Annotated in this window: 20 protein-coding genes; 6 read left to right on the top strand and 14 right to left on the bottom strand. The window is 66.8% G+C overall.

The annotated features are described in order from the left end of the window. Nucleotides 1-67: 67 nt before the first annotated feature. Nucleotides 68-892 (top strand): serine hydrolase, encoded by an 825-nt coding sequence (locus IM689_RS10590; protein WP_193643946.1) that lies wholly within the window; start codon nt 68-70, stop codon nt 890-892. Nucleotides 893-1,066: 174 nt separating this feature from the next. Here the strand turns inward: IM689_RS10590 and rplI are convergent, their stop codons facing one another. The 6 genes from rplI to IM689_RS10560 form a co-directional block, all read right to left on the bottom strand. Next, nucleotides 1,067-1,513, bottom strand: a complete 447-nt coding sequence (rplI, locus tag IM689_RS10585; protein WP_047310889.1) for a 50S ribosomal protein L9 — start codon at nt 1,511-1,513, stop codon at nt 1,067-1,069. Between the two features lie 22 nt (nt 1,514-1,535). Then, the gene (gene rpsR, locus IM689_RS10580) at nt 1,536-1,772 is read right to left on the bottom strand and encodes a 30S ribosomal protein S18 (protein WP_006944621.1); all 237 of its coding nucleotides are present in this window, start codon (nt 1,770-1,772) and stop codon (nt 1,536-1,538) included. A gap of 127 nt (nt 1,773-1,899) precedes the next feature. After that, the gene (locus tag IM689_RS10575) at nt 1,900-2,535 is read right to left on the bottom strand and encodes a single-stranded DNA-binding protein (protein WP_193643945.1); all 636 of its coding nucleotides are present in this window, start codon (nt 2,533-2,535) and stop codon (nt 1,900-1,902) included. A gap of 33 nt (nt 2,536-2,568) precedes the next feature. Beyond that, entirely contained in the window at nt 2,569-2,856 is a 288-nt protein-coding gene (gene rpsF, locus IM689_RS10570; protein WP_047311233.1) for a 30S ribosomal protein S6, read from the bottom strand. Nucleotides 2,857-3,100: 244 nt separating this feature from the next. Then, nucleotides 3,101-4,381: a hypothetical protein gene (locus IM689_RS10565; protein WP_193643944.1), complete on the bottom strand. Its 1,281-nt coding sequence runs from the start codon at nt 4,379-4,381 to the stop codon at nt 3,101-3,103. A 56-nt stretch (nt 4,382-4,437) separates the two neighbouring features. Then, complete coding sequence (locus IM689_RS10560) at nt 4,438-6,768, bottom strand: transglycosylase domain-containing protein (protein WP_193643943.1); 2,331 nt, start codon at nt 6,766-6,768, stop codon at nt 4,438-4,440. A gap of 147 nt (nt 6,769-6,915) precedes the next feature. On the opposite strand from IM689_RS10560, the gene IM689_RS10555 reads away from it, so the two are divergent. Further along, complete coding sequence (locus IM689_RS10555) at nt 6,916-7,896, top strand: GTP pyrophosphokinase (protein WP_193643942.1); 981 nt, start codon at nt 6,916-6,918, stop codon at nt 7,894-7,896. A 354-nt stretch (nt 7,897-8,250) separates the two neighbouring features. Here the strand turns inward: IM689_RS10555 and IM689_RS10550 are convergent, their stop codons facing one another. From IM689_RS10550 to IM689_RS10530, 5 genes are all read right to left on the bottom strand, one after another. Further along, nucleotides 8,251-9,297, bottom strand: a complete 1,047-nt coding sequence (locus IM689_RS10550; RefSeq protein ID WP_193643941.1) for an NAD(P)-dependent alcohol dehydrogenase — start codon at nt 9,295-9,297, stop codon at nt 8,251-8,253. Nucleotides 9,298-9,688: 391 nt separating this feature from the next. Continuing rightward, nucleotides 9,689-10,780 (bottom strand): inositol-3-phosphate synthase, encoded by a 1,092-nt coding sequence (locus IM689_RS10545; protein WP_193643940.1) that lies wholly within the window; start codon nt 10,778-10,780, stop codon nt 9,689-9,691. Nucleotides 10,781-10,821: 41 nt separating this feature from the next. Beyond that, a complete protein-coding gene (locus tag IM689_RS10540) occupies nt 10,822-11,427 on the bottom strand; it encodes a PadR family transcriptional regulator (RefSeq protein ID WP_227484743.1) in 606 nt (201 codons plus the stop codon). A 245-nt stretch (nt 11,428-11,672) separates the two neighbouring features. Continuing rightward, nucleotides 11,673-12,329, bottom strand: coding sequence for a prepilin peptidase (locus tag IM689_RS10535; protein ID WP_187036676.1), 657 nt, complete (start codon nt 12,327-12,329; stop codon nt 11,673-11,675). Between the two features lie 124 nt (nt 12,330-12,453). Next, nucleotides 12,454-13,590 (bottom strand): DUF475 domain-containing protein, encoded by a 1,137-nt coding sequence (locus tag IM689_RS10530; RefSeq protein WP_193643939.1) that lies wholly within the window; start codon nt 13,588-13,590, stop codon nt 12,454-12,456. Nucleotides 13,591-13,857: 267 nt separating this feature from the next. On the opposite strand from IM689_RS10530, the gene IM689_RS10525 reads away from it, so the two are divergent. Genes IM689_RS10525 through IM689_RS10510 form a run of 4 tightly spaced genes read left to right on the top strand, consistent with a single transcriptional unit; the run spans nt 13,858 to nt 17,003 of the window. Further along, nucleotides 13,858-15,141: a toxic anion resistance protein gene (locus IM689_RS10525; protein ID WP_227484742.1), complete on the top strand. Its 1,284-nt coding sequence runs from the start codon at nt 13,858-13,860 to the stop codon at nt 15,139-15,141. Nucleotides 15,142-15,152: 11 nt separating this feature from the next. Then, a complete protein-coding gene (locus IM689_RS10520; protein WP_187036672.1) occupies nt 15,153-15,587 on the top strand; it encodes a hypothetical protein in 435 nt (144 codons plus the stop codon). Continuing rightward, nucleotides 15,580-16,134 (top strand): TerD family protein, encoded by a 555-nt coding sequence (locus IM689_RS10515; RefSeq protein ID WP_193643938.1) that lies wholly within the window; start codon nt 15,580-15,582, stop codon nt 16,132-16,134. Before IM689_RS10520 ends, IM689_RS10515 begins: the two co-directional genes overlap by 8 nt. After that, nucleotides 16,131-17,003: a hypothetical protein gene (locus IM689_RS10510; RefSeq protein ID WP_047310878.1), complete on the top strand. Its 873-nt coding sequence runs from the start codon at nt 16,131-16,133 to the stop codon at nt 17,001-17,003. The genes IM689_RS10515 and IM689_RS10510 overlap by 4 nt, the downstream gene beginning before the upstream one ends. 68 nt (nt 17,004-17,071) lie before the next feature. Here IM689_RS10510 and IM689_RS10505 read toward each other — a convergent pair whose 3' ends face one another. The 3 genes from IM689_RS10505 to IM689_RS10495 form a co-directional block, all read right to left on the bottom strand. After that, nucleotides 17,072-18,091, bottom strand: coding sequence for an ATP-binding cassette domain-containing protein (locus tag IM689_RS10505; protein WP_193643937.1), 1,020 nt, complete (start codon nt 18,089-18,091; stop codon nt 17,072-17,074). Further along, the gene (locus IM689_RS10500; protein WP_047310877.1) at nt 18,088-19,140 is read right to left on the bottom strand and encodes an ABC transporter permease; all 1,053 of its coding nucleotides are present in this window, start codon (nt 19,138-19,140) and stop codon (nt 18,088-18,090) included. The genes IM689_RS10505 and IM689_RS10500 overlap by 4 nt, the downstream gene beginning before the upstream one ends. 122 nt (nt 19,141-19,262) lie before the next feature. Continuing rightward, a complete protein-coding gene (locus tag IM689_RS10495; RefSeq protein ID WP_118913962.1) occupies nt 19,263-19,481 on the bottom strand; it encodes a biotin/lipoyl-binding carrier protein in 219 nt (72 codons plus the stop codon). Nucleotides 19,482-19,625: the final 144 nt, after the last annotated feature.

Here is a 19,625-nt window from a genome sequence, read left to right as displayed (position 1 = left end):
AAGTCGACAGAACGACGCTTGCCTGCACGTACCCTGAGAGCCACACCACAGAAGTTCGGGAGGCCAGATGGCTCGCGTCGGAAAGCATCATGAAACCCCCAAGGGGTGCACTCGACGAGGCGTCGTCCTGGGCGCCGGTGGCGCCGGCACGGCTCTCGCGCTGCCGAGTCTCGTCGGCGCAGCTGAGGCCTCTGCCACCACCGTGGGCCTTCGCGACAAGATCTACGCCATCGATGCGGCGACGACCGGAACCCTGTCGGTCGCCGTCTACGATCGCCGCTCCGGCCGGTTCTGGCAGTACAGCGCGGGAGTGCGCAACGAATGCGCCAGCATCGTCAAGGTGCTCATCCTCGCCACGGTGTGTGACCGTGCTCAGCGCCTCGGGCGCGCCCTGACGGCGTGGGAGAAGTCGCAGGCGAGCATCATGATCCGCTACAGCGACAACAACGCTGCGACGAACCTGTGGAAGAGCGTCGGCGGCGCGCCGGCCGTTCAGGCCATGGCCACGAAGCTGCGCATGTACCAGACGGTGACGAACAAGGCCTGGGGCCTGACGACGACGTCCGCCTACGACCAGATGGTGCTCATGGACGAGATCTTCTGGTTCGGGCGGGTGCTCAACAGCACCAACCGCGGCTACATCAGCACGCTCATGGGTCAGGTGACCTCCGGCCAGCGCTGGGGTGTCGGCACGTACGGCACCTCCCAGGTCAAGAACGGGTGGCTGCCCTACAACGGTCAGTGGCGCATCAACAGCGTCGGCCACGTCGGTGGCTACGGACGCAACCACACGCTCGCCATCCTGCAGCGCACCCCCACGATGGCCATCGGTACGAGCGTGGCCAACCGCGTCGCGAAGACGATGTGGGATCACCTCGCGACGCCCCTGTGACAGCCCTCGAAGTGTGACGGCGAAGGCCCCGTGGACATCCGAGGAGGATGTGCCGGGGCCTTCGTCATGCGTCCGCCAGATCGAACCTCGTCGAGGACAGTTCTCCCCACGACATGCGGAAGCTCCCACCCTCTCAAGGAGGGTGGGAGCTTCTGCGTGGTCTACGCGAACGCGTCAGGCGCGCGCGACGTTCAGCTTGACCGTCGCCTGAACCTCCGGGTGGAGGCGGACGAGGACGCTGTGGTCGCCGAGCGAGCGGATCGGGGTGGTGATCTCGATCTTGCGCTTGTCGACGGAGCCGGCGCCGGCTTCCTTGATGGCGTCGGCGATCTCGTGCGTGGTCACGGCGCCGAAGAGGCGACCGTTCTCACCGGAGCGCGCCTTCAGCGTCACCTTGGCGTTCTCCAGGTTGCCCTTGATGGACTGAGCCTCTTCGAGCGTCTTGACGGCGCGGGACTCGCGAGCCTTCTGGATGGAGTCGACCTGCTTCTGGCCGCCCTTCGTCCATTCGGTGGCGAGGTTGTTCGGCAGGAGGTAGTTGCGGGCGAAGCCGGGCTTGACGTCGACGACGTCACCGGCCGTGCCGAGCTTGGAAACCTCGTGCGTCAGGATGACCTTCATGATGGTGTTCCTTTCCGCCTGATCAGCGAGCCGAGCTCGAGTACGGCAGCAGGGCCATCTCGCGGGCGTTCTTGACGGCGTTGGCGATGAGGCGCTGCTCCTGGACGGAGACGCCCGTGACGCGACGCGCACGGATCTTGCCGCGGTCGGAGATGAACTTGCGCAGCAGGGCTGCGTCCTTGTAGTCGATGTTCTCGACCTTCGCCGCCTTCAGCGGGTTGGCCTTCTTCTTGGGCTTACGCACAACGGGCTTTGCCATCGTGGTGCTCTCCTTCTATGAGAGCCCGAGTGGGTGACTCGGGATAGCGAGTGTCTTGTTTCGCCTCGGCCGTCGGCCGGTGCGAGGTGGGTCGTGACGAATCACGACCGGTGTGAGGAGGTGCCGATCAGAACGGGGGCTCGTCGTAGGACGGGCCGGTGGACCAGCCACCATTGCCGCCCTGCTGACCGCCGGCGTTGCCCTGACCACCCTGGTGGCCGCCGGTGTTGCCACCGGTTGCCCACGGGTCGTCGTTGGGGCTGCCACCGAAGTTGCCGCCCTGCTGGCCGCCACCGAAACCACCACCGTTGCCGCCCTGCTGGCCGCCGAAGTTGCCCTGGGAGACGTTGCCGCCCCCCTGGCCTCCTCCGAAGCCGCCGCCGGGGCCGCCGGAGCGCTGGGTCTTGTTGACCTTCGCCGTGGCGTAACGCAGCGAGGGGCCGATCTCGTCGACCTCGAGCTCGGTCGTTGTGCGCTTCTCGCCTTCCTTGGTCTCGTACGAACGAGACTTCAGTCGGCCGGTGACGACGACGCGAGTGCCGCGCTGCAGGGACTCGGAGACGTTCTCCGCCGCTTCGCGCCAGATGGAGCAACGCATGAAGAGGGTCTCGCCGTCCTTCCACTCGTTCGACTGACGGTCGAACTGGCGGGGGGTCGAGGCCACGGTGAAGTTGGCGACCGCTGCCCCGTTCGGCGTGTACCGAAGTTCGGGGTCGGCGGTGAGGTTGCCGATCACGGTGATGTTGACGTCGCCTGCAGCCATGGGTGGTTCCTCCTACTTAAGTGTGGGGAGTTCTCAGGCGTCCTTGCGCAGGATCTTGGTGCGCAGGATGGACTCGTTGAGGCCCAGCTGGCGGTCAAGCTCTGCGGCGGTAGCCGGGGTGGACGTGAAGTCGACCACGACGTAGATGCCTTCGGACTTCTTCTTGATGTCGTACGCCATGCGACGACGGCCCCAGGTGTCGACGTTGTCGACGGTGCCACCGTCCTTCGTGACGACGGTGAGGAACTTCTCCAGCGAGGGCTGGACCGTACGCTCGTCGAGCTCGCCGTCGAGGATGATCATCATCTCGTAGTGACGCATGCGGTAACCCACCTCCTTTGGTCTAAAGCGGTCACGGTCTCTCCGTGACAGGAGGGTTGCAGCGTTGCTCGCCCTCACCGCCTCCTGGCCCGATCGTGCTCGTCGTGAGCGCTTTCGGGAAGAAAGTGGCGTCCACGGGTTGTGGACAAGAGGGCGTAAGCCTCTGAAGACTACCCGTTGCCGTCACGGCGGACGAAATCTGTGGACGACTGCCCATGAGTCGGTGCGTCGGCTCGGGCGGCGATCACTTCGTCCGGCGGGCGGGGCCGGCCACGGAGTCGATGCAGGCTCGCACGAGGAAGAGAACGGCGATGAGCCGCACGGCGACGAAGACCGCGAACCACTCCTGCGGCAGCGCCTTGGCCGAGTTCGAGGAACGCGCGATGAAACCCCACACGACGACGAAGTAGGCGAACTCTGCTCCCGCCCACACGAGGTGGTCGCGCCAACGAATCGCGCACAGGGCGACGAGCGGAAGCACCCACAGAGCAGCCTGCACCGGCAGCGCCCGCGAGGTGAGCATGACGACGACGAGCATGAGCAGCGCGACGGCCGCGGGCGTCATTGTCTCGTCGCGGCTCGCGAGAAGCCAGCCGAGACCGATGGCGAGGATCCAGCCGATGACAGCGAGCGCCGTCAGGGACGTGGGCGAGAGTGTGAAGCCTGCGAACGAGAAGATCTGCCACAGCGAGCCGTACGACGCGCCCTGCACCTTCCACGTCGTGAAGGACGCGAACGGGTTGGCTCCGGAGATCAGCATGAGACCCCCGACGACGGCGAACGTCACGGCTGCGCCGAGAGCGACGCCGGCCAGATCGCGGGTGCGCCGACGAGCCAGAGCCACGAGGATGACGGCGAGCAACACGGTGCCCAACGCGGGCCTGGTGAGAAGCGCTGCGGCGAGCAACCCGCCACTCAGCGCCGCCCGGTTGCGGCTCCAGGCCCACAGCCCGGCCGCAACGAGCAGCACGGCGAACGCGTCGAACGAGATGAGAGCCGTCGTGATGAGGACGGGCGAGAGGGCAACGTGCGCAGCAGCCCACGGTCCGTTCGGCAACGACGCCGCGGTGAAGCAGACGGCGAGGGCGATGAGCAGGGCGATGAGCGCTGCGCCCCAGGCGAACATGCCCTGCTGCAGACGCAGCTGCGAACCACCGGGCACGAGGATCCTCACGATCCAGGTGATGGCCGCGGTCAGCGGTGGCTGCCCCGCACTCCCCGGTGACGACCACGGCGTGCTGCCTGCGTCACCCGCAACGGCCACGGGAAGATCCGAGTAACAGGCGCGCCACAACGATCCGGGCGTGGCCCAGCCCGTCGAGACGCAGTGGTTCTTCTGGGGCACGCCCAGCGCGACGAAGACCGAGCTGAGGGCCGACAGAACCGCCGCAGCGGGCCGCCATCCGCGCACCCCCGGCACGGCGTGACGCCCGAGCGGGCCTCCGATGACGTGCGAAGCCGCTGCGACGACGGAGTCGGTGCGCGAGGGCATCGCGGCGCGCCGCGGCACACGCTGAGGACGCATGCTCTTCCTCTGCGCACCTGAACTCATGGGCCCAACCCTAGAGCGTGGCCGCTAGGTCACGGAGCCGAGGTGAGGGAACCACTCGGTGTCGGCGTCGGGCTCGGCGGAGAACTCGACGTTGGCCGCGGCGTCGACGGCCTGGGACTCGACGTACTCGAGGAACTGCTCGGGGACGAACTCGACGAACTGGGCAGCTTGCTCGAACTGCTCGAGGACGACTCCGGGGAGTCGCTCGTCTCCGGCGAGGGCGACGACGTCGAGGACGTGCTGCGCTCCGGGTAGGGCGTCGGTGCCGTTGACGGGGGCACGTAGGTGCTGCTCGGCAGAGGATCCTGGGTCTGCGGCTTGTCCTGGTTGTAGTACGAGCGCTCCGGCAGCTTCGTGACCTCCTGGCCCTCGAGCGCGGCCTTCATGAAGTCGACCCACACCTTGCGCGGAAGGCCGGCACCGTACACGTCTGCCGGCGGGATTCCGGGCAGGTTCTGCATGGGCTTCGCCGTACGTCCGTCCTCGCTGTAGTACATACCGACGGACGTGGTGAGCTGGCCCGGCGTGAAGCCGTTGAACCAGATGTACTTGTTACCCGTCGCGGTCCCCGTCTTCGCCGCCAATGGACGGTTCAGCTGGTACTGCGTGCCGGCAGCCGTTCCGTAGACGCCCGTCTTGCCCAGGGCCCACGTGACGTCGTCGGCGATGCCCTTGTCATAGGCCTGCTCGCCCTCGACCTTCACGTCGTAGCTGTAGCTCTCGTCGTACGTGCGCACCTTCGAGATGAGGTAGCGGTCGTAGCGCTTTCCGCCGGAGTTGAGCGTGTTGTAGCCCGTGGCCTGGTCGACGACGCGGCTGTCACCGGTACCGAGGACGTTGAGGATCTCCTTGGTGTCGTTCATGCCACCGAGGGTCCTGGGCATGCCCGAATCCTGTGCGGCCTTGAGGGTCTTCTCCGGGCCGATGTCCTGGTTGAGCCGCACGAACGCCGTGTTGATCGAGTACGCGAGCATGTTCGTGATCGGCTGGAAGCCGTACGACTTGTTGTGGTCGTTCTGCACGAACGAGTTCGGCCCGAGCCGCATGTAGTTGTTGCCGTTGTACCGCGTGTCGATGGTCTTGCCATCGCGCAGTGCAGCGATGGCGGCGTAGATCTTCATCGTCGAGGCGCTCTGAAGCATCGAGCGGTCGGCGTCGGAGTAGGGCGCCTTGACGGGGTCGTAGTCTGCTCCGCCGTACATGGCGACGACGGCGCCGTTGTTCGCCTTCTCCGCGACGAGACCCGTGTGCAACTTGCCCTGCAACACCACCGGCGTGTGGGCTTCGACGGCGCGGACGGCGGCGTCCTGGGTGCGCTTGTCGATCGTCGTCGTGATGCGCAGACCGCCGCGGTCGATGTCGGTGGTCGAGAGCTTGAGCTTGCGCGACAGTTCCTGACGCACCGATGCGACGACGTACCCCTCGGGCCCGTCGGCGTACTTGACGGGCTCACGCTTGTAGAACGTGGGCATCGTCGCCTTGGAGCGTTCCGCCTCCGAGAGCCACCCCATGCTCACCATGCCGTTGAGCGTGTACGCCATACGCGCGTTGGCGCGCTTCTCGGAGTTGGGACCGACCGTCGGATCCATGTTCTCCGGGTTGTTGACCACCGACGCGAGGAAGGCGCCCTCGACCGGCGTCAGCTTCGAGACGTCCTTGTGGAAGTAGGACTTGGCCGCAGCCTGGACGCCGTACGCGCCACGTCCGAAGTAGACGTTGTTGAGGTAGGCCTCAAGGATCTGGTTCTTGCTCATCTCTTGATCGACCTTGAGGCTGATGACGACCTCTTTGACCTTGCGGGTGATCGTCTTGTCCTGGGTGAGGAAGTAGTTCTTGACGTACTGCTGCGTCAAGGTCGAACCACCCTGACTGCCGCTTCCCTCACCCTTGAAGTTGTTGATGAACGCTCGGGCGATGCCCTTCGGTGAGATGCCTCGGTTCGAATAGAAGCTGCGGTCCTCCGCAGCGATGAAGGCGCGCTGGACGTGCTCGGGCACCTTCTCGATGGCAACAGGATCGCGGTTCGTCGTGGTGAAACGACCCATCTCCGTCTTGCCGTCGGCGTAGTAGACGACAGAGACGGACTGGGTGGCCTGCGCGTTGGCCTTGGGAATGTCGATGGCCATGTAGAGAACGACGAAAGCCAGGACGGCGAGCAGGAACAGGCTGGCGAAGCCGATGAGAGCACCGCGCAGGATGCGCACCGGCATCGAGCGCTTGGACGCCTTGGCGCGGCGGGAGGCGATCCACCCGGCCGCAGCGCTCTTCGAGGAACCCTTCGAAGAAGCCTGCGGCTTCCTGCCTCCGGCGGCGGGGCGACCACCCGCGTTACCGCGCCCCTGGCCCGACTCATTGACCACGTACTTGCCTCGCTTCGTGCGGCGCGAGCCTCGGAGCACGCGCGGGTATTACCGTCCAGGGTACCGACTGTCTCCGACATCGCCTTCCCACCGTTTCGAAACCCGCACCTCCCGACAGCCGTCGGTCGTTTCTGTTTGGATTCCCCCATGAGCCGCAAGTCACTGCAGCGAGCGAACGCGACGTACGCGTCCCGTCACCCTCGTACCGTGCGGCGCACCGACGAAACGGTGCGCCGCATCCGTGCGATCGTCGACGACGCCGGCATCAACTACCTGTCGGTGACGGGTCGCGCGAAATCTCCTGCGTCCTTCTCCGCCAAGGTGGTTCGCCGCGCGGAGCAGCTGGGTCACACCGACTTCGACCCGCTCGTCGAGATCACCGACCAGGTGGGCGTGCGCATCGTGACGTACACGCTCAGCGACATCGAGCCGGTCGCCCAATTGCTCGGCGACCACTACACCGTCCTCGAGGATCGCGACATGGGACGCGAAACCGCGAGCGAGGGACGGTTCGGGTACGCGAGTCGTCACATGCTGGTCTCGACCGACCCCGACGCGACGGGGTACGAGGCGTCGAAGTGCGTCTCGGTGCAGTTGCGCACGGTGCTGCAGCACGCGTGGGCCGAGTTCGAGCACGACGCGCGGTACAAGGGTGAGGTGCCGAGCGAGCACGCGTCGGAGCTGGACCGCCGCTTCACACTGGCGGCAGGGCTCATCGAGTTGGCCGACCGGGAGTTCTCGGTCATCCGCGACACCTTGGCGTCGGGGGTGCATGAGCGCGACTTCGACGATGCCGGTGGGCGCATCGACCCGCGCGAGCTCGCGTCGTTCCTCGCAGGCCGCTACGCCGATTCGCGCTTCTCCCGTGTCGATCACTACGTCGACACGGCCGACTTGCTGACGGAACTCGGCGTCGAGTCGATCCACGACCTGCGCGTGGAGTTGCAGGGTGTCTCGTCCGAGCGGGTGTCCCGTGCGATGGGCTACAGCTTCCCGCCCGGCGCGGTTCGCCGACTCGAGGACGACCTGCTGGCTCGGTTCCGGGAGCGCTTCGTCGAGCTGCCGGGCAACGCCGAGCGTCAGGATTCGCTGCGCGGCCGCCTGCAGCGCCTGGGCAACCTGTCGTAAAGGCGAGGGCGAAGGCCCGCGACGCATCCGGTGCAGTTGTCTCGATCTGGCGGCGATATATCGCCGCCAGATCGAGACAAGTGCACCGGCTAGAGGCGCGCCACGCACCTCAGCCGACTACCGAGCAGCCCCCGGCCAGGTCACGAAGCCGAGACACTCCCCCTCAACAGCACCACGCTGGAAGCGGACTCCGCACCGACGACGAACCCCGTCAGACCTCCGAGCTTGCGAGGAGGCCTGACGGGGTTCGTCGGAGCGTGCGGCCCGAAGCCCTGTCGCACCGAGCGGGCTCACTGACGACGCGAGCCTGCGAGCGCCGTCAGTGAGCCAGCCGGAAGACGGGGCAAGGGAGAATCAAAACGTTTTGGCGTCGATCACGAACCGGTACTTCACGTCGGAGCCGACGACGCGGTCGTAGGCCTCGTTGATGGTGTCGGCGTTGATGAGTTCGATTTCGGCGGTGACGTTGTGCTCGGCGCAGAAGTCGATCATTTCCTGCGTTTCGCGGATGCCGCCGATGTTGGAGCCGGTGACGGACTTGCGGCCGAGGATGACGTTGGCCGCGTTGAACTCGAGGTTGTCCATGGGCAGGCCGAGCATGACGAGGGCGCCGTGGGGGCGCAGCGCGGCGAGGTAGTGGCGCACGTTGATGGGTGCGGACACGGTGTTGAGGATGACATCGAATTCGCCGCGACGCTTCTTGACGGCGTCGGGGTCTTCGGCCGTCGCGATCCAGTCGGTAGCGCCGTAGCGGCGTCCGTCCTCTTCCTTGGAGCGGGTCTGGGAGATGACCGTAACCTCGGCGCCCATGGCCTTGGCGAGCTTGACGGCGACGTGACCGAGCCCGCCCATGCCGACGACGGCGACCTTGGAGCCTTCCTTGACACCCCAGGTGCGAAGCGGCGAGTAGGTGGTGATGCCGGCGCACAGCAGCGGGGTGGCGGCTGCGGCGTCGAGGCTTTCGGGGATGTGGATGGCGAAGGCTTCGGAGACGACGATCTGCGTCGAGTAGCCGCCGGCGGTGGGCGTGCCGTCGAAGCGGTCGATGCCGTTGTAGGTGCCGACGGAGTTCGGGCAGTTGTTCTCCTCGCCGGCGAGGCACCACTCGCACTCGCGGCAGGAGTCGACGAGGCAGCCGACGCCGGCGCGCTCGCCGACGGTGAACTTCGTGACGTCGGAGCCGACCTCGGTGACGCGACCGATGATCTCGTGGCCGGTCACCATCGGGAAGGTGATCTTGCCCCACTCCTCGCGCACGGTGTGGATGTCGGAGTGGCAGATTCCGGCGAACTCGATTTCGATGCGGACGTCGTCGGGACGCAGGTCTCGGCGCTCGACGGTACCCTTCTCGAGGGGGGCGTCGGCGGCAACGGCCTGGTAGCAGGCAACAGCTGTGGTCATGGACGTGACGTTACGCCGACCGGCGGTGATACGCATTCTCACGAAGAGGTCAGGACGGCGGAGTCCTCATCCGATGGCACCAACCGACGACCACCTCCGTAGGAAAGAAATCCGCCCTTCATGTGCGCAAGCTCGGGGCTTGGGCACACGAAGGGCGGATTTCACACCGTGCAGTGTCAGAGGGCTACGACTCAGCGCTCCTCCTTGTCTTGAGCGCTTCGTCAACACTCGTGTCGCACCGAGCGGGGCGGCTGAGCCTGCGAAGCCACCCCGCCGGAGGACGCGGCGAAAGGTACGACTCAGCGCTCCTCACTTTTCTCGAGCGTTTCGTCATCGCTCACTTCGGCAGGATCCTCGCTTCGCTGCGGTCCTACCTCCGTTCGCTTGATCCTCAGCGCTCCTCGTCACCGCGGATGAAGGCCTCCAGCATCTCGCGGCCGACGGTGTCCTCGCGCTGCTCCGGCGGGCTCTTCATGAGGTAGCTCGACGCCGACAGGAGCGGGCCGCCGACGCCGCGGTCCTTGGCGATCTTCGCGGCGCGGATGGCGTCGATGATGATGCCGGCCGAGTTCGGCGAGTCCCACACCTCGAGCTTGTATTCGAGGTTCAGGGGCACGTCACCGAACGCGCGACCCTCGAGGCGCACGTACGCCCACTTGCGGTCGTCGAGCCACGCGACGTAGTCGCTCGGGCCGATGTGCACGTTCTTGTCGTCGATTTTGCCCGCGAGCGAACCCGACAGGTTCGACGTGACGGCCTGCGTCTTCGAGACCTTCTTCGACTCGAGGCGCTCGCGCTCGAGCATGTTCTTGAAGTCCATGTTGCCGCCGACGTTCAGCTGGTACGTGCGGTCGAGGGCGACGCCGCGGTCTTCGAACAGCTTCGCCATGACGCGGTGCGTGATCGTCGCGCCGACCTGGCTCTTGATGTCGTCACCGATGATCGGCACACCGGCGTCCTCGAACTTCTTCGCCCACTCCGGGTCGGAGGCGATGAAGACCGGCAGCGCGTTGACGAAGGCGACGCCCGCGTCGATCGCGCACTGCGCGTAGAACTTGTCGGCCGTCTCCGAGCCGACCGGCAGGTAGGAGACGAGGACGTCGACCTTCGCGTCCTTGAGCGCCTGGACGACGTCGACCGGCTCGGCGTCCGACTCGTCGATCGTCAGCGCGTAGTACTTGCCCACGCCGTCGAGCGTGTGACCGCGCTGCACCGTGACGCCCGTGGGCGGCACGTCGGCGATCTTGATCGTGTTGTTCTCCGAGTTGTTGATCGCCTCGGAAAGGTCGAAGCCGACCTTCTTCGCGTCGACGTCGAACGCAGCGACGAACTCGACGTCACCGACGTGGTAGTCACCGAACGTCACGTGCATGAGACCCGGCACGTGCGCGTCCGGGGAAGCGTTCTTGTAGTACTCGACGCCCTGAACCAGCGAACTGGCGCAGTTGCCGACGCCGACGATGGCGACGCGGATGGAACCCATGGAACTCACTCCTGATGGACGAGCCCCCAGAGGAAATGTGGTCAGACCTCGGAGGACAGCGGGCGCGGATCGGCAACGGCCTTCCGCTCGATCTCGATGAGTTCGTTCACCCAGCCCACTTCACGCTCCGTGGACTCCACGTCGTGGCGGAACAGCTCCGCGATGTAGGAGTCACGCGTACTGCGACTGTCACGCGCCTGTTCGCGGGAGCGTTCGAGACGCTCCTGCAGACGCAGGCGTCGCCCCTCCAGGATGCGCAGGCGCACCTCGGCGCTCGCGCGGGAGAAGAAGGCGAAATGCACGTCGAAGTTGTCGTCGTCCCAGGAAGCCGGGCCGGAGCGCGACAACTGATCGGCGAAGACGTCACGGCCCTCGTCCGTGATCTCGTACGTGATACGCGGGCGACGCCCCCCGGGCGCGAACGACGCGCTTTCGGTGATGAGGCCCTTGCGCGACAGCTTCGCGAGGCACGGGTACAGCGACCCGTAGCTCACGACACGGAAGGCACCGAGCACACCGGTGAGTCGCTTACGCAGCTCGTACCCGTGCAGCGGTGCTTCGTGCAGCAGCCCGAGAACAGCGAATTCGAGCACTGTGCCACGGCGTGACATGCGCTTCTCCTTCGTCTGGCCGGGTGGCGTGGCCATCCCCGCGTCCGATGCGAACGCTCATTGTTTCAAGAACGGCCACTGACGGGAAATGGCGAGCGGGTGAACGCTCGTCGACAGTTCTAGCAGATATATCGACTCGACATATCGAAAACGCGACGCCGAGTCCCTGGCAGTTCGCTGAGTCCGTAGATGTCGATCCTCATCGAGGTGGATGAGTGCGGTCCGCCGCGATGAGTGAACTCGACGCGCGACGCAGGTGGCCGCGATGTGCCTCGCTGCGCTCAGGCGAGGCAGAGCGCGGCCAAGGCGCCGCCGATCATGAACGGCCCGAAGGGCATTCGCGCGCTCCGGCCCCGACCCCGGAGCATGAGGACAACACCCCACAGGCCACCGAGGAGGAAAGCGCCGAACGCGCCCGCCGCCCACGTCTCCCACCCGACCCAACCGAGCAGGCCACCGAGGGAGGGGGCCAGCTTCACGTCTCCCAGGCCCATGCCACGCCCACCACCGAGCAGGGCCAGCGCAAGGTAGAACAGCCCGAGCAAGGCTGCCCCGGCCAGCGCCCGCCGCGCTTCGAGCCAGCCGGCGGACGACGTCGCCAGCGTCGCGAGGGCGAGGCCACAGGTCGTCACGACCACGCACGCCAGGGTGAGGCGATTGGGCAGGCGGTGTTCGTCGAGATCGACGAGGGTGAGCGCGAGTAGGAGGGGCAGCACGAGGAGCAGGGCCGTGGCGAAACCCGGCGCCTCGTTCCACCAGCGCCCGACGATGCCCCCCGCGGCTACGAGCGCAGCGACCGCGAGCAGGGCCTCCCGGTCGCGTCGACGCTCGTGCGCCGCTTCCGAACCGGGTGCCACGACCTCCGGGACGACATGACGTGTCGTGAGGGCGAGGGCGCCCGCAAGGAACAACGCAGCACCCACCCAGCCCCAGAGCATGTCGTGAAGTGTGTCAGCGACCGTCGGCGCGTTGGCCGTTTGGCCACAAGCGATTTCACTGCAGAAACACCGACGGCCGCACCCCATGTGGGGTGCGGCCGTCGTTGACCAGCCTCGAGATCCGTCAGGCGTGGACGTGTTCGACCTCTCCGCCCTCGGCGGCAATCCGCTTGTTGCGGCGTACCGACGCGAGGAAAGCGGCACCGATGAAACCGACGCCGATGAGGCCGGTGATGACCTCGGGCACCTCGTGCTTGATGCTGATGAACAGGATCGTCGCAAGCGCCCCGATGGCCCACATGGCGCCGTGCTCGAGGTAGGCGTAGTCGTCGAGCGTGCCCTGACGCACGAGGTAGACCGTGAGCGAACGGATCCACATGGCGCCGACGCCGAGGCCGACGGCGATGATGAAGATGTCCTGGCTGATGGCGAAGGCGCCGATGACACCGTCGAACGAGAACGACGCGTCGAGCACCTCGAGGTACATGAAGAGGAAGAACGCGGCCTTGCCCGCGGCCTTGCCGACGCCGGGCAGTGCCTTCTCGTCCTTGCCGTTCTCGGCGCTCTCCTTGCTGTCGGTCTCTGCCTCGTCGGCGTCGTCCGCGGCGTCGTGTTCGGCCAGGCCCTGCTGCTCGAACAGGTCACCCAAACCACCGACGAGCAGGTACGTCATGACGCCGAGCACGCCGGAGAACAGGACGGTTCCTGCGTCCTCGGCGAGGAACTGCGAGGCGAGCACGAGCACGAGGAGCGCCACGACGACGGAGAGCTGGTCGAGCTTGCCGATCTTCGCGAGCGGACGCTCGATGGGCTTCAGCCACTTCACCTTGTGGTCCTCGAACACGAAGTTGAGGAACAGCATGAGCAGGAAGGAACCACCGAAGGCCGCGATGCTCGGGTGAGCCTCGTGCAGCATGTAGGCGTACGTGCCGGGCGTTTCCTGGTCGCCGCCCTTGATGGCGAGGTCGATGGCCTTCATCGGGCCGACGCCACCCGTCAGGCAGACGATGAGCAGCGGGAACACGAGGCGCATACCGAAGACGGCGATGAGGATGCCGACCGTGAGAAAGATCTTCTGCCAGAACGCGTTCATCCGCTTGAGGATCGTCGCGTTGACGACGGCGTTGTCGAAGCTGAGCGAGACCTCGAGCACGATGAGGATGGCGACGATGGCCAGGCCGGAGACTCCCCCGAGGAAGAAACCGCCGACGAGGCCGGCGACCGTGATGGCCACCGACCATCCGAACGTCTTGAGAAGCATGGAGAACACTTTCCGGGGAGCGGGCACGAACCGGGCACACCCGACCCTGGGAAAAGGGCATGCGGGGGCTCTTGAACACCCAGCGTAGCGCCGACACGCCTGAGCCCCATCGTCCGACGATGTGTGTGCGCCCACGCAGACACGTCGAACCGCGACAACCGCTCCACCTGCGGGAACGCCCCGCACCACAGGCTCGTTGTCGGGTGGGTGGACTAGGCTCGAAGCCGAGCTCCTTCATTCGCCCTGAACCTTCGCAGGAGAGGCACGATGACGAACCCCGGACAGCAGCCGTACCAGGATCCGAATCAGCAGTACGGCGGGCCCCAGGCACAGCCTCAGCAGGCTCCCCAGGCCCAGCAGGCCCCCGAGCCCGAGACGATGCTGGCGCCGCCGAAGGCCGTCGACCTCGTCGAGCCGGAGAAGGCCGCGGCGATGGTGCCCATCGACGAGCAGGCCAAGCAGGTGGCCACCACCGAGGCCACGCAGACGGTCGCGCGCTTCGAGGAGATCGACCCGAACGACCCGCAGTTCCGTGCGCGGCTCAAGGAGATCACCAACATGGGCCGCGAGGAGTCCATGAAGGCGACGCAGGTGAGCAACTCGATCCTGCAGCGCCCCTCCCTCGCGGGTAAGGACTCGTCGCAGACGAAGGTGGGCAACACCCTCGTCGAACTGCGCCAGACGATCACCGACCTCGACCCGCACCGCGCCGACCTCAAGGGTGCGAAGAAGGTGCTCAAGTGGCTGCCGGGCGGCGACAAGGTCGACCGCTACTTCATGAAGTACCAGTCGAGCCAGACGCACCTGAACTCGATCATCGCCGCGCTCGAATCGGGTCAGGACGACCTGCGCAAGGACAACGCGGGCATCCAGCTCGAGCAGACGCGCCTGTGGGACGCGCTTCTGCGTCTGCGTGAACTCGACGAGAAGATGACGCAGCTCGACGGCGCGATCGAGCAGCGCGTGGCCGAACTGCAGGCGCGCGGCGAGACGGAGAAGGCCGACGCCATGAAGTCGCAGGTGCTCTTCACGGTGCGCCAGCGTCGTCAGGACCTCGCGACGGAGATCGCCGTCGCGACGCAGGGATACATGTCGCTCGGCCTCGTGCTGCAGAACAACGACCAGCTCATCCAGGCCGTCGACCGCGCGAAGTCGACCACGGTCGCCGCGCTGTACACGGCCGTCATCGTCTCCGAGGCGCTGGCTCGCCAGAAGCTCGTGCTCGACCAGATCAACGCACTGCGCTCGACCACGTCGAACATGATCGAGGCCACGAGCAAGCAGCTGCGCACGCAGGGTGCGGAGATCAACGCGAAGTCGACCGAGTCGCTCGTCGAGGTGGAGAAGTTGGAGAACGCGTTCACTAACGTCTTCGCCACGATGGACGCCATCGACTCCTACCGCGCCGCCGCCACCGACTCGATGGCGCAGACGATCTCGTCGCTGCAGACGCAGATCAAGCGCGCCGAGCCGTACATGGAGCGTGCGCGCAAGGAGCAGATCGAGAGCAACGAGTCGCGTAACAGCGGTCAGCTGCCGGGCCGTTCCTGAGGTGATCTGACGTGGGGTGGTTCTCGCGCGACGAACCGCAGCGCCCGAGCGGCCCGACGCCCGGAACCGTCGACGCCGTCGGTGCTGCGCTTGTGCCGTACGTGCGGTGGTTGCGTTCGCTCGGCAGTCAGGTGCCTGGGCGGGCCATGGTGTTGTGCCGGCTCATCGGCGACCACCTGGAGGACGTCGTGGGCGACCCGTCGGCCAAGTTGCTCGACGTGCAGACGCTCGTCACGTTGGAGCGCACCGCGAGTGCCCACGTGCCCGACACGATCAACGCCTACCTGGCCGCGCGCGGCGTCAGCGGGGCGCAGGACATGCTCATCCGGCAACTGACGACGATCGAGGGCGTCGCGGCGTCGGCTGCGAAGCGTTCGATCGAGAGTGCCCGTGACGCCCTGGAGATCCAGGGCGCGTTCCTCGAGGAGAAGTTCGGACATGGCTGACACGACGAATCTGGCTCCCGGAGACGGCCTCCCGCTCGGGCGTGACGCCGGTGTGCGCGTGCTGTCGATCGACGTGCGCTGGAACACGGGTACCGAGACGGCGCTGTCGGAGCGCATCGGGCTGGCCGCCATGCCCCTCGTGCGCGACCGCGTCGAGAGCCGCGAGCACGTTGTCCACTCGAACCAGCCGGCCACGCCGGACGAGACGACCAGGCTCGGAGCGTCCAACGGCGTCGTCGAGGTCGACCTCGCCGCGGCGCCGGCGGACGTCGAGCGCGTCGTCGTGCTTGCGTTCGTCCACCCGCGAGCCAACGCGTCGAAGCGCACCCTCGACGAGGTGAGCGACCTGTCGATCACGTTCCGTGACGACGCGTCCGGCCGCGAGATCGCGCGCACGGACGACCTGGCGCGCGCCATCGGTCCGGTGACGGCGGCCGCCGTCGCCGAGGTCGTGCGGGACGGTGACGGGTGGCGTGTCAACGTCTCGGCGCGTGGTTTCGAGGCCGGGCTCGACGGCGCGCTGCAGCAGGCGGGGAGCCGGCTGTGACGCTGCAGCCCCCTCCCGGCTACAACTCGGGTGACGCGGCGCGTCCGACGCCGTCGCCCCAGCCCGCCCCTGTGCCTCCGCAGGCGCCCGAGGCGGCCTCGCGTCCGAGCGACGTTCCCGACGCGCAGCTCGGCAACCCCGACGGCGCGTGGTTGCGCGTCATCAGCGCGGAGCCGAGCCCGGTGCATCTGTCCGACAGTCAGCAGGGCGAGCGCGTCGAGACGGGTGAGATCGAGGCGGAGGCACCGAGCACGGGGCCCGCGCAGAGCCTCGGTGGGTCGTGGGGCGGCAGCGAGCCATCCCCTGCGTCGAGCAACGCGGTGACTGCGCCCCGGGACAACAGTGGACGCGAGAGTGTCGATGTCGTGCCTGCGCGTCGCCGGCCGTCGCGCCCGCCGCAGGGCATCAGTGTCGTCGGCGGGCGCACGGTGAAACTGCACCGCGTCGTGGCGCTCGACCGGCTGGCGTCGGGCATCGGCTACCTCACGGTCGAGTGGCGCGTGCGTCAGCGCGGGTTCGACCTGCTGGCGCTGCAGGACGGTTCAACCGTGGCGGCCCGCGCCAACACCCTGACGATCGACCTCACGCAGCCGATGAACCGCGTCCTCATCGCCACCGGCACGCAGGGCACGATGCCTGTACCCGCCTCGGAACTGCGCGTGAGCAACGGCTCGACGCAGGTCATCATCCCCATCGACGGCGGCACTAGCCTCGGCGTCTGGCCGCGGCTGACCCTGACGCGTGTCGACGAGTTCGTCGTCATCCGCCACGAGCACGACCCGCTCTCGGGCATCCTCTCGGCCGTTGCCGGCGCGTACGGCTACGACGAACGCAACTTCGTCCTCGCCCACTCGCACGTGCTGCGCTGACGCCGGGCTCCTGAACTCACGAGTGCCCCGGAATCGCCGAGCGATCCGGGGCACTTCGGTGTGGGGCGTCAGTCGACGTCGAGGGGTGAGGTGCTCACCGTGACGTCGTCCTTGCGCAGTTCGTGCTCGAGGGCCTCGAGTTCGGAGACGCCGGCCATCTGGGCGGTCAGCTCGTCGAGGCTGACCTCGTCCTTCGACGCGTCGAGCGCCACACGGCCGAGCTTGAGCACGACGAAGTGGTTGCCCACGAGGTAGGCGTGGTGCGGGTTGTGCGTGATGAGGACGACGCCCAGGCCGGCGTCGCGCGCCGCCTGGATGTACTTGAGCACGACGCCGGACTGCTTGACGCCGAGCGCCGCCGTCGGCTCGTCGAGGATGATGACCTTCGCGCCGAAGTAGATGGCACGCGCAATGGCGATGCACTGCTTCTGACCACCCGAGAGTCCGCCGACCGGACGGTCGAGGTCGGGGATGACGATGCCCATCTTCGTCAGCTCTTCGCCGCAGATGGCCTTCATCTTCTTGATGTCGAGCACGCCGAACGGGCCGCGCGTCAGCTCGTTGCCGAGGAAGAAGTTGCGCCACACCGACTGCAGCGGAGCGAGCGCCAGGTCCTGGTACACCGTTGCGATACCCGACGCCAGCGACTGGCGCGGCGAGCTGAAGTGCCGCTCGTCGCCGGCCACGAGCATCGTGCCCGACGTGTAGTCGTGCAGGCCCGACATGATCTTGATGAGCGTCGACTTGCCGGCCCCGTTGTCGCCGAGCACGCACGTCACTTCGCCCGGGCGGACGGTGAGGTCGACGCCGCGCAGTGCGTCGACGTTCCCGTACGCCTTGCCGACGTCGAGGAGCTGCACGAGCGCGTCGGGATCGGCGACGTCGTCGCTCGTCGCCCGGCCAGCCGGCGTCGAGTCGATCAGCGCTTTCTCACGCTCCGCGGGCGTCTCGGCAGTTTCACGTGAAACGGCGTCGCGCTTCGTCGCGTCGGTGCCGTCGACCGGCAGACTTCCGGGTAGCTCGGCGTGCTCGCCGGCGGCTCCACCCTTGCCGGGCTTCTCGGGCTGCCCCGTCTTGATGCGGATCATCGTGAGTCCGCCTTTCGCTTGACGAAGGTGTTGAGCAGCGTGGCCGCGAGGAGCATGACGCCGAGGAACGCCTTGAACCAGTCGGGGTTCCAGCCCGCGTAGTTGATGCCGAGCTGCGTCATGCCGAACATCAGCGCGCCGAGGCTGGCGCCCACCGCCGAGCCGTAGCCGCCGGTGAGCAGGCAGCCACCGACGACGGCCGCGATGATGAAGATGAACTCGTTGCCGATGCCCTCACCGGACTGGACGCGGTTGAACGCGAAGAGCAGGTGCATGCCCGACAGCCACGCGCAGAAGCCGATGAACATGTAGAGGCCGATGCGAACCTTCCACACCGGCACGCCGACCGCGCGAGCGGCCTTCTCGTCGTCACCGATGGCGAAGATCCAGTTGCCGATCTTGGTGCGCAGCAGGACGAACGCGGCGATCACGGTGAGGATGATCCAGAAGATGATCGGGATCTTGATGTTGACGGGGCCGATCGAGAACGACGCTCCGAAGATCGCCTTGGCCGAGTCGAAACCGGCCATGTCGCTGATGTCGTTGCTCGCAACACCGCCGGTGACCGCGCGCGTCAGACCGAGGTTCACGCCTTGGAGGACGAAGAACGTCGCCAGGGTGATGAGGAAGCTCGGCAACCCGCTGCGGTTGAGCATGAAACCGTTGATCGCACCGATCGCGAGCGCGATGAGAAGGCTCAGCCCGACGGCGGCCCACACGTGGAAGTTGAAGTACCAGGCGAGCAGCGATGCCGACATTCCGGCGGTCGTGACGGCGACACCTGCGGAGAGGTCGAACTCGCCGGCGACCATGAGCAGCGCGACGGGCACGGCCATGATGCCGATGGTGGCGGCTTGGTAGAGGATCGTGCCGGTGTTCGCCATGTGGCGGAACGGCTCGGCCACGATGAGGAAGAACAGGGCGATCGCGAGAACGCCGAAGAGCGAGCCGATCTCGGGGCGGGAGAGGTATCGCGCCAGAACGTGGCGGTTCCTCACCCGGTCGTCGGCAGCGCTCGACGAGTCGCTCGAAGTGGCAGGAGTCGACACGCGGAACTCCCTTTCCGATGTGCGGGCATGGCGAAGGGGCGCCCTCGCCGTCCTTCATCGTAGGTCACGCGTGTATCGACTCGATACATTTCGTCGTCAGCGGGTCGGCCTCCCGGCCGGTGTCACTGCAGGACGACGAGCACCTCACCTTCCTGCACGACGTCACCGGGCTCCACGCGGATCTCGACGACCGTGCCGGGTTCCTCGGGCACGACCGGGATCTCCATCTTCATCGACTCGAGGAGCACGAGCTCCTCACCGGCCTCGACCTTCTGCCCGACGCGCACCGCGACGGAGTGAACGTTGGCGACGAGGTCGGAGGCGATGTGTTGGGCGGCCATGCTGGCATCGTCGCAGAGCCGATCGGTTACCCGCGCGTCCCACCGACGAGTAACTGTGGACGCGTCGCACCCCAAGGCGCAGGCGAGACGTCGAACCCGTCGAACCTCACCCACGACGATGCCCGCCGCCCTCGACGTGAGGTG

Source organism: Dermacoccus barathri (genome assembly GCF_015070805.1).
Classification (GTDB): Bacteria; Actinomycetota; Actinomycetes; order Actinomycetales; family Dermatophilaceae; genus Dermacoccus; species Dermacoccus abyssi.
This window is presented reverse-complemented; position numbering and strand designations above follow the sequence as displayed.

Bases quoted from the DNA above. Each gene is read 5' to 3' on its own strand.
- IM689_RS10590 (WP_193643946.1), top strand. From the start codon at position 68: ATGGCTCGCGTCGGAAAGCATCATGAAACCCCCAAGGGGTGCACTCGA.
- rplI (WP_047310889.1), bottom strand. From the start codon at position 1,513: ATGAAGGTCATCCTGACGCACGAGGTTTCCAAGCTCGGCACGGCCGGT.
- rpsR (WP_006944621.1), bottom strand. From the start codon at position 1,772: ATGGCAAAGCCCGTTGTGCGTAAGCCCAAGAAGAAGGCCAACCCGCTG.
- IM689_RS10575 (WP_193643945.1), bottom strand. From the start codon at position 2,535: ATGGCTGCAGGCGACGTCAACATCACCGTGATCGGCAACCTCACCGCC.
- rpsF (WP_047311233.1), bottom strand. From the start codon at position 2,856: ATGCGTCACTACGAGATGATGATCATCCTCGACGGCGAGCTCGACGAG.
- IM689_RS10565 (WP_193643944.1), bottom strand. From the start codon at position 4,381: ATGCGTCCTCAGCGTGTGCCGCGGCGCGCCGCGATGCCCTCGCGCACC.
- IM689_RS10555 (WP_193643942.1), top strand. From the start codon at position 6,916: ATGAGCCGCAAGTCACTGCAGCGAGCGAACGCGACGTACGCGTCCCGT.
- IM689_RS10550 (WP_193643941.1), bottom strand. From the start codon at position 9,297: ATGACCACAGCTGTTGCCTGCTACCAGGCCGTTGCCGCCGACGCCCCC.
- IM689_RS10545 (WP_193643940.1), bottom strand. From the start codon at position 10,780: ATGGGTTCCATCCGCGTCGCCATCGTCGGCGTCGGCAACTGCGCCAGT.
- IM689_RS10540 (WP_227484743.1), bottom strand. From the start codon at position 11,427: ATGGCCACGCCACCCGGCCAGACGAAGGAGAAGCGCATGTCACGCCGT.
- IM689_RS10535 (WP_187036676.1), bottom strand. From the start codon at position 12,329: ATGCTCTGGGGCTGGGTGGGTGCTGCGTTGTTCCTTGCGGGCGCCCTC.
- IM689_RS10530 (WP_193643939.1), bottom strand. From the start codon at position 13,590: ATGCTTCTCAAGACGTTCGGATGGTCGGTGGCCATCACGGTCGCCGGC.
- IM689_RS10525 (WP_227484742.1), top strand. From the start codon at position 13,858: ATGACGAACCCCGGACAGCAGCCGTACCAGGATCCGAATCAGCAGTAC.
- IM689_RS10515 (WP_193643938.1), top strand. From the start codon at position 15,580: ATGGCTGACACGACGAATCTGGCTCCCGGAGACGGCCTCCCGCTCGGG.
- IM689_RS10505 (WP_193643937.1), bottom strand. From the start codon at position 18,091: ATGATCCGCATCAAGACGGGGCAGCCCGAGAAGCCCGGCAAGGGTGGA.
- IM689_RS10495 (WP_118913962.1), bottom strand. From the start codon at position 19,481: ATGGCCGCCCAACACATCGCCTCCGACCTCGTCGCCAACGTTCACTCC.